This is a genomic window from Crinalium epipsammum PCC 9333, from assembly GCF_000317495.1.
Classification (GTDB): Bacteria; Cyanobacteriota; Cyanobacteriia; order Cyanobacteriales; family PCC-9333; genus Crinalium; species Crinalium epipsammum.
In genome coordinates this window covers 1701707-1716237 of record NC_019753.1, presented here as the reverse complement: position 1 = coordinate 1716237, position 14531 = coordinate 1701707, and the positions used below count along the sequence as shown (strand labels likewise).

Sequence of the window (14531 nt, the reverse complement as noted above, 5' to 3'; positions counted from 1 at the left end):
TTTATAAATCACTCTGCACTTTTAGTTAGCAATTATATTAAACATTAAAGTATCTCTATAAAGACCTGCTGGTCTGTTATTGGCATCTGATTCCTTAACATTAATAGTCAAAGACCTACTACAGCCAGCGCTAGTGGCACAGGCTTTCAAATCCGTATTAGTAGATGTTTTGTTTTCTACAACTAAGGGAGTTTCAGCAGTCCCACTGAGACTAACGGCTGCTGCACCATCGTAGCTTAAGGTATAAGGGGTAGAGGAACTATTAGAACTATCAGTCTTTTTTAGCACGCCGTTATTAGCCGATGTTACGGTCAACTTGTAACCATTGGACGCATTCGATCTAACAGTAACGCTACCAACGTTGAGATTACTAATAGCTGAATAATCTAAGGGAACTTCAATAGTTAGTTCTTTTGCAGATACGTCTAAAACCTGCTGAACAGTGCCAGATAACCTAATAGTGTTGGTAGTATCAGCCACAGCAGATGGTGAAAACGTTGCCACCGCACCGACGGACAAACTAGCCACCATAAGTTGGCGGGAGATTGCACTAGCTGTTCTGATAGATAATCCAGAAGCGATCAATCGGCGACAAGCTGCCCTAGCTGACAATTGGTTAAGGTGCGAGTCTGGCGATTTTTCAACTAAAGAAGCTGATACCACGTTATTCATATCTGTAATATTACTCAACTTTCTTAAGTATTACTTAAAAAATTTTGAGTAGCAATATTTATAACACTTGTTGTGAAACTATGCCCAGCAGATGAAGGTGTCAAACCAGTACAGATGGCAATCCTACTTTCCTCGGTTCTACAAATTTCCCATTAAATCCCATCGCCTGATTTTCAATTGTCCTCGCATCTGCTACTGCCCTTCTAATTTCTGCCTTTTCCATATCATCATCAACTCCACCTAATAAATAAACAATTAATCTCGTTGCTAAATCTTTTCCTGACACTAACACCCGCTTTTTATTCGCGTCGTATAAAACGCCATACCAAATAGATTCGGGAAACTCCATCCCACTAAATCCACCGTCGGCATCGTATTTCTGTAATTTATCAAAAATATCTTTTACAGATAACTTCTTTTTAAATACTAAAATTCCTAACGCCTGCGCTAACGCCACTTGTCCAACTGGGCGGAAAAGAATATTGCCATCACCGCCGCCTTTCTCAAAACTAAAACGGCGTAATTCTGGTGTTTCTTCCCCACGTTCTAATCTTTGGAAACTAAATAAATTGGTTAAATTATCAAAAAGTAATTTAAATTCCTTAATTCCAACTTCTAATTCCTCATCTTCGGGACGCATGGGAATTAAACCTTTTTTCTCTAATTTCCAGTGGGGGAATTTATGCTGCAAGTAGCGTTCCGACATTTCTTTTAAGGCTTGCAGTGTAGTTAAAACTGTAGATTTAGCTGCTACAGTGGCACTATCCCAATTAACACGCGGATTTCTACCTGATATATCTTTTAGTAAGGGATGGGTAACGGCAACTTTTCGGGCAACAATCGAAAAGCCATCATCTTCATCTAATTGCGCTAATTGACCTTTACTTAAAGGTACTGCCATTAAGTTAACGTGGACGAAAATAGACCGCACTCGTCGCCGCGCTTCTTCGTAATTTTCTCCAGTAACAACGGCAGAAATAAATTCAATTCCTATCTTTTCTTTAGCTAAGTTTTGCAGATAACTAGCTTCTATTTGATACTCTTGTCTGAGGTCATCAATGGTAATTACTGCACCTGAAGGTTTTTTATCTTTTTTGTAGCGGGGGAGTTTACCTGTTTGAATTAATTCCATTAATCCTTGTACGCCCATAAGTCGGTGTTGTCCGTCTAAGGCAAAAATTGTGACATCTGCGGAAATATCTAATAAACCGACATTGCCATCTTTATCTAATGGGGTAAATTCAGCAGCAGGTTGTAAGGCGCGTTGCTTAGTATCCCACTGGTTAGCTTTGGGGTTGTCTACCCAAGGGTGGTTAATTACAACGAGTACGGGTGGGAATTTATGATTTTTTCTGGCTGCTAAATATTGCGCTAAGGATGCTTGGCGCGACCAGTCTAAGGGACGTTGTTGAATTTCTTCGATACTTTCGGCATCAATTTCGACATTTTTTGTGTCGGGATTAAATTTTTGCCGTAATAAGGGAAGTTGGGAGGCATAGCGCACGCGACGGGCAAACCATTCTAAGGTTGCGGAACCAATATATGCCTCGCTTCCGCCCATTTCGATTTTTTGAACTAATATTTGGTCGTTTCTGGCTAAATATCTATCTAATAGTAGGGCTAACGCCTGTTTTTCTTGGTTTTCTCGTTCTAGGATTTGGCTGGCTATGTCTGATGCGGGGTTGTTCATGGGTGGTTGTTGCTGATAGTTATGGTGATTTTATCAAAATATCAATTATTTTTTTTGAAAGTATGTTAGTTTTTAAAAACTTATTGTGTATACTGGATGTATGGGTCTAGTTTAATTTGCTTATCATATAAGTTTAGATTTGTCAACAAAGATGTATTTAACCGCAGATATAGCGCCTTAGCGCTTCCCGCAGGGTACGCAGATAAACGCAGATGAAATACTAAATTTATCGACTTATGCTATAGGTCTGTTTCATTGTTTGGGAGTTGATGAGGAATATTATTCGGGCAAAGAATTTATGCTGAGTACGTCTTTTGAGTATGTTTTACCTGTGATTCGGGGTATCCAGGCGGGACGAGAATATTATGTTTCTATGTGTCCGGTACGACTGTTGCCGAAATTGTTGCCGTTGGATGATAGGGAAGTTCCAGCAGAATTGAGGACGCATCGCTTAGTTAACCGCAACCGCATTCCAGAAATTACTGCATATATTTTAAATAATCCCAAAAATTATACTTTTTCAGCTATTACAGCATCTATTGATGCGGATATTAAGTTTGAACCGATTGGCACTGAGGCGGAGGGGCGGAAAATTGGGCGTTTGCGTGTGCCGATGGATGCTAAGTTTACTATTAATGATGGCAATCATCGACGCGCCGCGTTTGAGTTGGCGTTGAAGGAAAATCCAGATTTAGGGTTTGAAACGATCGCACTTATCTTATTTTTAGATATCGGTCTTGAGCATTCACAACAAATTTTTACTGATCTTAACCGCTATTCAGTTGATCCTGATACGTCGCTGAATATCCTTTACGATCATCGGGATAAAACAGCAAATTTGGTCAGGGCAGTTATTAAAAAAGTCCCTGTTTTTAGAAACCTTACGGATACTGAACGTAGTACGCTATCAACTCGGTCTGGTAAGCTATTCACTCTCAGCAGTATTTATAATGCTACTTCTGCCCTGTTAGTTAATAGCCAGGATATTGAATTACAGCAGCAAGTTGAGTTAGCTGTCAGTTATTGGAATGCAGTTAGCAGCTATATTCCAGACTGGGAGTTAGTGTTGCAAAAACAAGTGAGTGCTAGTGAAATTCGGCAAGATTATCTGCATTGTCATAGTGTGGCGTTGACAGGTTTGGGGGAAGTTGGGGGAAGTTTGCGATCGCGTTATCCTGATGATTGGCAGTTACGGTTAGCAGGTTTGCGACAAATTGATTGGTCGAGGTCTAATCCTGATTGGCAGGGGCATATTTTGTCTGGTGGTGGGATTTCTAAGTCTCGCAGTAGTGTGAGTTGGATGTATGGGTATATTAAGAGGTTTGTTGATGGTTGAGGAGGATATAGGTTGTTGGTTTTCCCGAAGACGTTTTTTTTATCGCAGATGAAAGCAGATGGACGCAGATGGACGCAGATGATGATTGGGGTTTGCTCGTTTTTAGCAGAGGTTTTATTTTAACCACAGATATCCACAGATGTTGGCGAAGCCTGCGCGTAGCGCATACACGGATGAACACAGATGATGGCTCAAGATAACCAGTTAGGAACTAAAAATTTAAGTTATTATTGTAAACGTTTTTCTGAGCTTAATGTAAGTAGTAGCCGTCAACGTGGCGAAGCTCACTATAAACCTATCTTGCTATTAGTTGTAATTGACTTAATTACGCAAGGGTTAATTACTGAAAATCAAATTTTAGTTTCAGACAATTTAATTCAAACCTTTAATAATTATTGGAGTGTACTAGGATCTAGTTCCTATAAAGGAGGGTTATATTATCCTTTTATACATTTAGAAAGTGAAGGATTTTGGAGAGTAGAATATAAAGTTGGTTTTGTTGGTTCAAAGCCTAAAACACATAATAAATTGAAAGAAGCTGTTGAATATGCTAATTTGGATGATGAACTATTTAATTACTTGCGAGATCCGGTTAGTAGGAATGAATTAATTGATGTATTGATTTCTGTGTGGTTTTCTTTTAATAAAAAGAAAATAGAAGAAATTTTACAGGTCAATCAAAATTTTCAAGAAGTTACCCAAAAAGACTTTGAAGAGAACCTTGACAAGCAACCCAAGATAGTCTTAAAAAAATCAGTTGTAAGAAACGCTTTCTTCCGCAAAGCAGTTGTACATATTTATGATTATAAATGTGCCTTTTGCCATCTAAAAGTAATGAAAACACTGAGTCAAAGTATTGTGGATGGCGCACACATAAAACCATTTTCACCATTTTATGATAGCCGAATTAATAACGGAATCTCGCTGTGTAAAAATCATCACTGGGCTTTTGATAGAGGTTGGTTTGGCATAGATGACAAATACAAGATTATAGTTGCTGGTGATTTAGAAGAAATTTCACCGAATGCTAAACCAATGCAGGAGTTTCGAGGTGAAACTATCCTACTGCCAAATTCAGAGCAACACTATCCCAGGCTTGATGCGTTAGAGTGGCATCGGCTCAATGTGTTTAGACCTTAATAGAAAGTGGGTGTAAAGTTATGATAGAAACACAGCAGATGTCGTTATTCCCACCGCGTACAGTTGCGGAGTTGGTAGAAGATATCGAAGAACTTAACAAAGAAATTCAAGCTTTATATTGTTTAGATGAAATACCCTGGATTATAGGTTATTCGGGTGGAAAAGATAGCGGGGCAGTATTGCAACTTGTTTGGTATGCAATTGCTGCATTACCTGTAGAAAAGCGTACAAAAAAAATATATGTAATCACAACAGATACATTAGTAGAAAATCCGATAGTTTCTGCTTGGGTGCGTAAATCATTAGCGCATTTGAAATTAGCTGCCGAAACTCAAGGACTACCAATAGAGCCACATTTGCTTTATCCAGAAATTAAAGATACTTTTTGGGTAAATTTAATTGGGAAAGGCTATCCCTCACCGCGTAACAGATTTCGCTGGTGTACAGAACGTTTAAAAATTCAACCTTCTAACCGTTTTATTCGTGATGTAGTAAGAGCGAATGGTGAAGTAATTCTTGTCTTAGGTACTCGCAAAGCAGAAAGTATTAGACGCTCTACCTCAATGAAAAAACATGAAGGAGGTTTAGTTAGCGATCGCACTAATAATGTAAGCTCTTTAAAGTCGATACTTTACCAAAGTCCTAGCCTTCCTAACTCTTTTATTTATAGTCCTATCCAAGACTGGCAAACTCAAGAAGTATGGATTTATCTGAATCAATGGCAAAATCCTTGGGGACATAGCAATAAAGACTTGTTTACGATGTATCGAGGTGCAACAGCAGATAATGAATGCCCCTTAGTTGTTGATACCTCTACCCCTAGCTGTGGCAGTTCCCGATTTGGATGCTGGGTTTGCACAATGGTTAGCCAAGATAAATCTATGGAGGCAATGATTCAAAATGATGAAGAGAAAGAATGGATGCAGCCTCTATTAGATATTCGTAATGAATTAGATATTGAGAATGATAGAGATAGAAGAGACTTCCGCCGGATATATGGAAAAGTCGAACTTTTTGTACGTGATGTTGATGGCGAAAGTTTAGTTGCACCAATTCATGGTCCTTATTTAAAAGAATGGCGGGAACATTGGCTGAGGAAAGTATTAGAAGCACAAACCGAAGCTCGTCAGACTGCACCCGTAGAGATGCGAGATATTACCCTAATTACTATTGAAGAATTAAGTGAAATTAGACGCATTTGGCTAGAAGAAAAACACGAATTTGATGATAGCTTACCTCGTATTTACCAACAAGCTACAGGCGAAAAATTTCAAGACCCCCGCTTAGGTGCAGATAGAAAACTAATAGGTACTGACGAGTGGGAAGTGCTAACAGAAATTTGTGATGACGATGTAATGCACTTAGAACTAATGGCAAGATTATTAGATACAGAACGCCAGCATCTCAAAACTCGGCGCGGTATCTACGATAACTTAGTAAAATGTTTTGAAACCAGTTCTAGAAATAGAGAAGAAGCAATTCAAAACGCCCATGATAAACGTGATTTAAAAGGTGCTGTTGCTGAAGGTGATGTTGATAAAGTGAAGCAACTAACTTGGGGAAGCATTAAATTTGGTGAGCCAAATATTGATGAAATAGAACCCGAATAGACAACAGATAGAACGGAAAAAAGGGAGAAATAATCAATCAGTTAAAATTCTTCCCCCCACCCACAACCCATCCGTTTCTCAATCTACCACCAAATCTTCCCTCCCACCCACAACCCATCCGTTGCCATGATTTTTCTCCAACTCGTCCTACAAAATTTTGGTCCCTACCAGGGTCGCCAAGAAATCAACCTGCGTCCCGAAACAAACAACGAAACACGCCCAATAATTCTCTTTGGCGGAATGAATGGCGGCGGTAAAACAACCTTAATGGATGCAATTCGCCTTGCACTTTATGGACAACGCGCCCAATGTTCCACACGGGGTAATTTAAGCTACCCCGACTTCCTCACCCAATGCGTCAACCGCAACACACCGCCCACAGAAAAAGCCCGAATAGAATTAGCTTTTGAAATTATTGAAGATGGCAAACCCAAAATATTAAGAATAGTTAGATATTGGACACCCGACCCTAAAGATGGCAAGGATGTCTTAGGTATTTTAGAGAATGACGAATGGAAAGATGAAGCTTTAACAAATACTTGGGATCAGTATATTGAAAATTTACTGCCTTTGGGAATATCTAGCTTATTTCTGTTTGATGGCGAACAAGTAAAAGAACTCGCCGAAATGGAAACTCCTCCCCCCGTTGTTGTTGAAGCAATTCAATCATTATTAGGCTTGGAATTATCGGAACGCTTATCGGCAGACTTAGATATTCTCGCTAGTCGCAAGCGGAAAGAATTAGCAACAACTAAGGAGTTAACAACCTTAGAAGAAATTGAACAAAAACTTAAGCAACAAAATGAAGAATTAGAAGCTGCTAACCAAGAATTAGGATCGTTAAATAATAAACTAGAGCGGGCTGATAAAAAACAGCGAGAAGCACAAGATAAATTTTTATATGAAGGCGGTAAAATTGCAAGCGATCGCAACCGTTTAGAAAAACAACAAAATTATTTTATCGAACAAAGAGAAAATGTCCGCGAAGTGATGCGAGAATTAGCTGCTGGTGCTTTACCTTTAGCTTTAATTTCACCTATTCTTACCCAAGCTCAATTTCAAGCTGAAAAGGAAAGTCGCCAACAACAAGCAAAAATAGCCCAGGATATTTTAAGAGAACGAGATAATAAGTTATTGAATTATATCACAAATTTATCTGTAAATGATACAGAATTTGACAAGATAAAAAACTTTATTGCTTTAGAAAATCAACAGCTTGAGCAAATAGCGGTAGATACTCAACCCTGGTTATTAGCAGATAAATCAGAAATTAATCAATTAAATAACATCTTATATGCAATTAACACGGCTCAATTTAGAGCTAGTGAAAAACAAGCAGAACTAGAAAAACTGGAAATTGAGATAGAGGCTTTAGAAAGACAAATAAATTCTGCTGCATCTCCCGAAGCTTATCAACAGTTAAAAGATGCGGTAATTACAACTCAAAACGAAGCTGCAAAAGTGAAAGCTGCACACGAAACAGTTAACCGTCGGTGTGAAGAATTAAAAAGAGCGATCGCACAAATTAAAAAAGAGTTAGAAAGCTATGCAGATGAAAGCCTAAAATCTGCAAATAACCAACATATAATTAATTCTATAGCGAAAGTTAAAGACACACTCAAGCTATTTAAAGAAAAATTAACTCTCAAAAAACTGAATAAATTAGAAATGGAAGTAACAGAATGCTTCCGCTATTTATTGCACAAATCAGATTTAGTACATCGCGTTGCTATTGATACGAAAACATTTGCACTTTCTATTTACGACCCACAAGGTCAACCAGTACCCAAACACCGCTTATCGGCGGGAGAAAAGCAACTGTTAGCCATTGCCTTTTTATGGGGTTTAGCGCGGGTATCTGGGCGACATTTACCAGTAGCAATAGATACACCATTAGGGCGGTTAGATTCATCGCATCGGCAGAATTTAGTAGAGCGATATTTTCCTACTGCTAGTCATCAAGTAATTCTATTATCTACAGATACGGAAATAGGAAAAGTGGAGGTGGAACAGTTAAGAGAAAATAGTGCGATCGCGCGGGAGTATTTGTTGAAATATGATTCAGTGGGAAGGCAGACTGTGGTAGAATTAGGTTACTTTTGGTGATTTGATGATTAATTGATTAGAACGCAGATGAAAGCAGATGGACGCAGATGAACGCAGATGGGAATTGAATCAGATTACGGAGATGATTATTGGTTGTGCTTTTAAGGTATCGAATGCGTTAGGGTGTGGTTTTTTAGAGAAAGTTTATGAGAATGCTTTAGCACATGAGTTACGTAAAGCTGGTTTAAAAGTTGTCCAGCAGTACCCAATTAAGGTTTATTATGACGGAATTATAGTAGGAAATTATGAAGCAGATTTGCTAGTTGAAGGTTGTGTCATAGTAGAACTCAAAGCTATCAAAACTATGACCCAAAGGGAAGAAGCTCAATGCCTAAATTACTTAAAAGCGACTAAATTGAACATCGGCTTACTCATTAACTTCGGCAATCCCAAAGTAGAAATCAAACGCATCGCCAACAAATACTAAACTCCTAACAAACCAACATCATCAACATATCTGCGTTAATCTGCGTCCATCTGCTTTCATCTGCGTTCTAAAAAAAATCATGGAACCCCCCATCAACACCATCAAACTCTCCCAAACAGCCAAAGACCAACTAACAAAACTAAAACGCTTCACCAAAATCGACCAATGGAACATCCTTTGCCGTTGGGCATTTTGCCGCTCACTCGCCGAACCCACCATCCCCTCCCCAGTCCCCATCATTACCGATAGCAACGTCGAAATGACCTGGCGCGTCTTTGGCGGAGAATTAGCCGACATCTTAATCATCGCCCTCAAACAACGCTGTCACAACGACGGCTTAGGCACAGACAAAGAAACCCTCGCCACTCAATTTCGCCTCCACCTGCATCGCGGTATTGGCTACCTCGCAGGAGATCAAACTATTAAGAAAATTGAAGACTTAATCGACGTAGCTATCCATCCTCAACGTTGAACAATTAAAAAAAGATTATTTTATTTAGAGTTAGGCACTTTTAACCTTAAATTATTACTATTGGTTAAAACGCCACCTAATTATGGTTGCTTCACTGCCAGAACCGCCAGAAATCGAACGTCATCGAGCAGCAATTGTTCGTACTGATATTTCACGCCCTGTGCGGATGGCAATAGAAGCAGAAATATTAACAACAGATAAAACCTTTTTTGACTACGGTTGCGGTCACGGTGGAGATATCGATCGCATCACACAGAGAGGTTATACTAGCGCAGGTTGGGATCCTTACTATCGCCCTGACTCTCCTTTAATTCCATCAGATATAGTTAATCTAGGCTTTGTACTCAACGTTATTGAAGATTCAGAAGAACGGCGTGAGAGTTTGTGCAAAGCTTGGGAATTAACACAGCAAGTATTAATAGTTGCTACCCAAGTTTTAGTACACGATCGCAACATCAAACAAATACCTTACAACGATGGTATTATTACCTGTCGCAATACCTTCCAGAAATATTACGACCAGGAAGAACTTAAACAATATATAGATGATGCTCTCGGCGTTGATGCAGTACCAGTCGCCCTGGGTGTATATTTTGTTTTCCGAGATGACCAAGCTAAAGAAAGTTTCCGCGCCTCTCGTTTTCGTTCCCGCCTTTATACCCCCAGAGTGCGTAGACCTGTTAAGCGGTTTGAAGAGTGTGAAGAACAACTGCAACCACTCATGGAATTTGTGAGCGATCGCGGACGCTTACCCGTCAAAAATGAACTACCCGCAGAACCCGAATTAGTTGAGGAATTTGGTAGTATCAAGAGCGCATTTAAAGTAGTTTTGCAAGCGACTAACGAAGAAGAATGGGATGCGATCGCATATCGTCGTTCTCTCGATATCCAAGTTTATCTCGCCCTCACTCAATTTACTAAACGCCCCACATTCAAACAACTCGCACCCGAACTTCAATACGATATTAAAGCCTTTTTCGGCAACTATGATGAAGCCTGCGAAGTCGCGGATAAAATGCTGTTTAGTTTGGGTAAACCAGAAGTTATTAAAACTGCTTGCCAAAAAAGTAAGATAGGCAAACACTTACCCACCGCCTTATATGTCCATGTTTCCGCCTTAGCAGAACTTGATCCACTGTTACGCACTTATGAAGGTTGCGCCAGTCGGACTATTGGACGGATGGACGGTGCAACTCTAATTAAATTCCATACAAATAAGCCAAAAATTTCCTATTTATTTTATCCCGACTTTGACACAGATCCACATCCAGCATTACAGACGAGTATGCAAATAGACTTGCAGGATTTAAATGTGAGATATCGAGATTACAGTAAATCCCAAAATCCGCCAATATTGCATCGTAAAGAAACCTTTGTTACTCCTAATTATCCTCTTTACGAAGAATTTGCTCAACTTACCAGCGAGGAAGAAGCAGCCGGACTATTAGAAAATACCAGCGACATCGGTACTCGTGACGGTTGGCAAAATAGATTAACTGAATATCAAGTGGAAATTATAGATCATCATGTTTATAAAAAAAGGGAATAGGAAATAGGGCGATCGCACCATTCCAAACTAAACCATAAACTTCTTGCTACTCCCTTCCACCTAAAGAATACCTATTTTATAAACCGCCAAGACGCAAAGAACGCCAAGGAAGAAGAAGAATATAATCGGTAATCTTTTAATGGGAAGGGAGTGCCAATCAATTATACTATCTGTGTTCATCTGTGTATGCGCTCCGCGCAGGCTTCGCCAACATCTGTGGTAAATTATCTAAAATCTGGCTTATACAAGAAATCCCATCTTCCTTAATTACCAACCAATAACCAAACCTATAAAACTTCAACAATTCCTGTCGCTCCATCAATTCTAACTCGCTGACCATCTTGTAAAAACTGAGTAGCATTGTGAACATCCATCACCGCAGGAATACCATACTCCCGCGCGACGATCGCACCATGAGAAAGCCTTCCCCCCACCTCTGCAATTAACCCACCCGCACGAGCTAATATTGGAGCCCAACCAGAATCAGTGTAAGGTACAACTATAATTGTTTCTCGATCAATGTCTGCAAGTACTTGAAAATTTTGCAGCACCTTAATTTTACCTTCTACCTGCCCAGGACTAGCCCCAATACCTTGCAATTTATTCCTAGCTTGCTGATTGCTAGTATTAAAAGCAGCAACAGATGGCGTATTACCATAAATTAAAGCAGGTATATTAGTTATTTGATTATCCTGTTCTAATTGCGATCGCCTGCGCCTTACCAACTCAGATATCCCATCTGCTAATTCTAAATCAGCACCCGCAATCAAAATACTTATTTCAGCTAACTTTAAGAAAAAGATATCTCCCTCTTCAGACAACAAACCTGACTCTATCCATAATCTCTCTAACTGCACAAAACACCAACGCAACTGTGCTAATAAATGGCTATAAATCTCAGTAACTTTTCCCTTGAGACTAAACCGCTTTTGTACTAACTGAACTTTCCAGTCTTGGTTTTTCCTACCTTTCTGCGGTTCATTTTCTGCTATCTTACCCGTAGCAAGAAACTGTGCAAATAATTCTCGCACAGGTCGCGGATCTTCCTTCCAAGTAGGCACAGCAATATCAGTACCTACCTCACTTAAATATCCATACTGATTTAACCATTGATCGAAGCGTTCTAATATACTCTCACCATCAGGTATTTCTGCAAGTGTGGCGAATAAAAATGAACCTTCGGAAGTACGTTCACGAGTTGGTAATAAATGACGCGCATCATTAGCTAATTCTTGTAGCGATCGCATTGATGCAACTTCTGGCGTTTGGCTATTATCCAACTCCTCATCTTTAACCTTCCACACCGCTTGCCGTAACGCTGCACTCAAAGGAGCCATAATACTATAGTAAGTTCCCCGCTTCAGCACCTCCAAAATCATCTCGATTCTTTCTAATAGTGCAACTGGAGATAACTCTGATGCGGGTTGATTGCTTAACTTACTTAAAGTTGGGGCAAAATAACGTTCATAATCTCGCTTAAAATCTGCCTCTAACTTCAGTTCCCGACGCAATAAACGAATTAATCCTGGTGTACTTTTTAAGGTAGCACTTAAAGGCGGTTTACTAAACTTTGCACCTCTCGTCAGAAACTCTAAACTTTCCGGTGGCAAACCCATTCTTAAAAATATCTGCCCTAAGAGAGAAGCATTAAAATAAGCGCGGGAGTGGTGTAAAGTCGCAGTTTGATTAAAATCTAATTTATCCGCACGGTTATTTAAAACTAAAGTAAAAATTTCTCCCCAAACCCCACAAGTAAGCGGACGATTAATTGACCAAGTAAGCGGACGAATTAACCCAGGAATTACTTCGGCGGCAATTTTACGAGTCCAAATTGGTTGTAAGGTTGTAATTGGGCGCGATTGCAACAACCATAAAGTTTGACCGTCATAACTCCATTCAATATCTTGCGGTGTACCGAGATAACGTGCTTCTAATTGACGTGCAATATAAGCAACTTGTTGAATTAATCGAGGTGGTACATCTCCATTACCTTCAACTGGTAGTTCTAAATTATCTGGTATTACCCAAGAAGGATCAAGAGAATTACTATTAGTTTCTAAATCTGCTGGTATAACAATTACGCGATAATGTTCTGGTGTAACTTGTCCTGAAACAATGCGGTTAGCTTCTCCTGGTAATGCTTCAATTACGACCGCATCACCATGTTGTAAAATTGGGTCACGACTAAAAGCAACTCCAGAAAATACCCCAGGAACTTGTTGTTGAATTAGTAATGACATTGAAGCATCTGGAATACCCCTGTCACGACGATATTGCACAGCAGCAGGTTCATCATAAGAAGTAATGCAGCGAACGATCGCAACTTGCAATGCTTCTGTAGTAGTAACATTTAAAATAGTTTTATATTGTCCCGCAGCAGAAGCATATTCAGAATCTTCTCCCACAGCAGAAGAACGTACAACCAAAGGTTTTTCGATAGATGGTTGCAAGTAATCAATTAAAGGTTGTGGATCATCTCCAGCAGGAAGAACCCATCCAGTCGGTACAGGATAACCCCAGCGTTTCAACTGAGATAACGTAGCAGCTTTTTGCCCAACTTTATTCGGGTCAAGCTGTCGATCTAAAGAAACTATAGCGCGATCGCCTCGGAAAAAACGAAACACAGTTTGTGACTCTGACTTTGCTTCTTGAGGACGGAGATCTAAATCATCGGGGATTTTTTTATATATCCACCCGATTAAACCAGAAAGGATGACTGCAAAAGCAATTCTAGCACCTTCATGGGGGTGCAATAACGCCAAGATTAAGGGAATTAAAATTAAAGCACCATAGCGCCCAGAAGTTTTATCTCGCAGAATAGTAAAACTTATCCCGCCAATAATAAATATAAGTAACGACGCTTTCCAGTCATGGACAACCATACCCCAAGTAACATTAGTTGTCCCTGCGCCCTTACCCATCCAGTAGCGCCCCATAACTAAGGCAATTAAGGCAATTAACTCCCAACTTGAGTCAGATGGGAAGAAATAACGCGCAATTAATACAGCAGCAATTCCTTTGAATGCCTCAGAAAGTACCGACAGAATACCAGCAAGCTTTCCCCCGTGATAAAAAGCCGCCGAAACTGAGACATTACCAGTACCAACTTTAGCTAAATTGCGACCTGTAAGCGCATAAGTAACCCAGCGTATCAAGGGTAAACCGCCCAAGAGTGGGCAGACTATCCAAATTACCAGACATCCCCAAACCTGCATTAGCGTCATGGGACGAGTCAAATCAGTGATTTTTTAATCCTAAACTGCCAGGTTGCAGGTTTGCTTAAATTTTTAAGAGTTGTTGGTTGTGAGGATAGGATTTTTTTTTAACGCAGAGGTCGCATTAGCCGTTAGCGTTGGCGTAGCCTGCGCGTAGCGCATAGCTGCGCGTTAGCGCTAGGCTTCCCACAGGGTAGGAAGACGCAAAGGTACGCAAAGGTAAAAAGCTAGTTTTTTTGTTATAGCGAATTGCGATCGCACTAATGGTGTAATAATTTCTTGATTTTGTATTCCTTTTAGTAGATGATTACTAA

Annotated in this window: 10 protein-coding genes; 7 read left to right on the top strand and 3 right to left on the bottom strand. The window is 39.8% G+C overall.

The features are described from left to right. Positions 1-21: 21 nt before the first annotated feature. Together CRI9333_RS07325 and CRI9333_RS07320 are read right to left on the bottom strand one after the other, a co-directional pair. Positions 22-672 carry a hypothetical protein gene (locus CRI9333_RS07325; protein WP_015202530.1) on the bottom strand — a complete coding sequence of 217 codons (651 nt, stop codon included), beginning with the start codon at positions 670-672 and terminating at the stop codon, positions 22-24. 100 nt (positions 673-772) lie between these two features. Next, the gene (locus tag CRI9333_RS07320) at positions 773-2362 is read right to left on the bottom strand and encodes a DGQHR domain-containing protein (RefSeq protein ID WP_015202529.1); all 1590 of its coding nucleotides are present in this window, start codon (positions 2360-2362) and stop codon (positions 773-775) included. Positions 2363-2660: 298 nt separating this feature from the next. Here CRI9333_RS07320 and dndB point away from each other — a divergent pair, with 298 nt between their 5' ends. From dndB to CRI9333_RS07285, 7 genes are all read left to right on the top strand, one after another. After that, a complete protein-coding gene (dndB, locus tag CRI9333_RS07315; RefSeq protein WP_015202528.1) occupies positions 2661-3698 on the top strand; it encodes a DNA sulfur modification protein DndB in 1038 nt (345 codons plus the stop codon). Positions 3699-3881: 183 nt separating this feature from the next. After that, entirely contained in the window at positions 3882-4838 is a 957-nt protein-coding gene (locus tag CRI9333_RS07310) for an HNH endonuclease (protein ID WP_015202527.1), read from the top strand. A gap of 20 nt (positions 4839-4858) precedes the next feature. Beyond that, positions 4859-6448, top strand: coding sequence for a DNA phosphorothioation system sulfurtransferase DndC (gene dndC, locus CRI9333_RS07305; protein ID WP_015202526.1), 1590 nt, complete (start codon positions 4859-4861; stop codon positions 6446-6448). 126 nt (positions 6449-6574) lie between these two features. Beyond that, positions 6575-8554 (top strand): DNA sulfur modification protein DndD, encoded by a 1980-nt coding sequence (gene dndD, locus CRI9333_RS07300; protein WP_015202525.1) that lies wholly within the window; start codon positions 6575-6577, stop codon positions 8552-8554. Between the two features lie 37 nt (positions 8555-8591). After that, positions 8592-8981, top strand: coding sequence for a GxxExxY protein (locus CRI9333_RS07295; RefSeq protein ID WP_015202524.1), 390 nt, complete (start codon positions 8592-8594; stop codon positions 8979-8981). Between the two features lie 79 nt (positions 8982-9060). Then, positions 9061-9453 carry a DNA sulfur modification protein DndE gene (dndE, locus tag CRI9333_RS07290; protein ID WP_015202523.1) on the top strand — a complete coding sequence of 131 codons (393 nt, stop codon included), beginning with the start codon at positions 9061-9063 and terminating at the stop codon, positions 9451-9453. A gap of 82 nt (positions 9454-9535) precedes the next feature. After that, entirely contained in the window at positions 9536-11002 is a 1467-nt protein-coding gene (locus CRI9333_RS07285; protein WP_015202522.1) for a DNA phosphorothioation-associated putative methyltransferase, read from the top strand. Between the two features lie 287 nt (positions 11003-11289). Here the strand turns inward: CRI9333_RS07285 and CRI9333_RS07280 are convergent, their stop codons facing one another. Then, positions 11290-14226: a glycerol-3-phosphate acyltransferase gene (locus CRI9333_RS07280; protein WP_041225979.1), complete on the bottom strand. Its 2937-nt coding sequence runs from the start codon at positions 14224-14226 to the stop codon at positions 11290-11292. Between the last annotated feature and the right edge of the window lie 305 nt (positions 14227-14531).

Excerpts from the sequence above, each read along its gene's own strand:
- CRI9333_RS07295 (WP_015202524.1), top strand. The coding sequence starts at position 8,592 with ATGGACGCAGATGAACGCAGATGGGAATTGAATCAGATTACGGAGATG.
- CRI9333_RS07320 (WP_015202529.1), bottom strand. The coding sequence starts at position 2,362 with ATGAACAACCCCGCATCAGACATAGCCAGCCAAATCCTAGAACGAGAA.
- CRI9333_RS07280 (WP_041225979.1), bottom strand. The coding sequence starts at position 14,226 with ATGACGCTAATGCAGGTTTGGGGATGTCTGGTAATTTGGATAGTCTGC.
- dndE (WP_015202523.1), top strand. The coding sequence starts at position 9,061 with ATGGAACCCCCCATCAACACCATCAAACTCTCCCAAACAGCCAAAGAC.
- dndC (WP_015202526.1), top strand. The coding sequence starts at position 4,859 with ATGATAGAAACACAGCAGATGTCGTTATTCCCACCGCGTACAGTTGCG.
- CRI9333_RS07325 (WP_015202530.1), bottom strand. The coding sequence starts at position 672 with ATGAATAACGTGGTATCAGCTTCTTTAGTTGAAAAATCGCCAGACTCG.
- CRI9333_RS07310 (WP_015202527.1), top strand. The coding sequence starts at position 3,882 with ATGATGGCTCAAGATAACCAGTTAGGAACTAAAAATTTAAGTTATTAT.
- CRI9333_RS07285 (WP_015202522.1), top strand. The coding sequence starts at position 9,536 with ATGGTTGCTTCACTGCCAGAACCGCCAGAAATCGAACGTCATCGAGCA.
- dndD (WP_015202525.1), top strand. The coding sequence starts at position 6,575 with ATGATTTTTCTCCAACTCGTCCTACAAAATTTTGGTCCCTACCAGGGT.
- dndB (WP_015202528.1), top strand. The coding sequence starts at position 2,661 with ATGCTGAGTACGTCTTTTGAGTATGTTTTACCTGTGATTCGGGGTATC.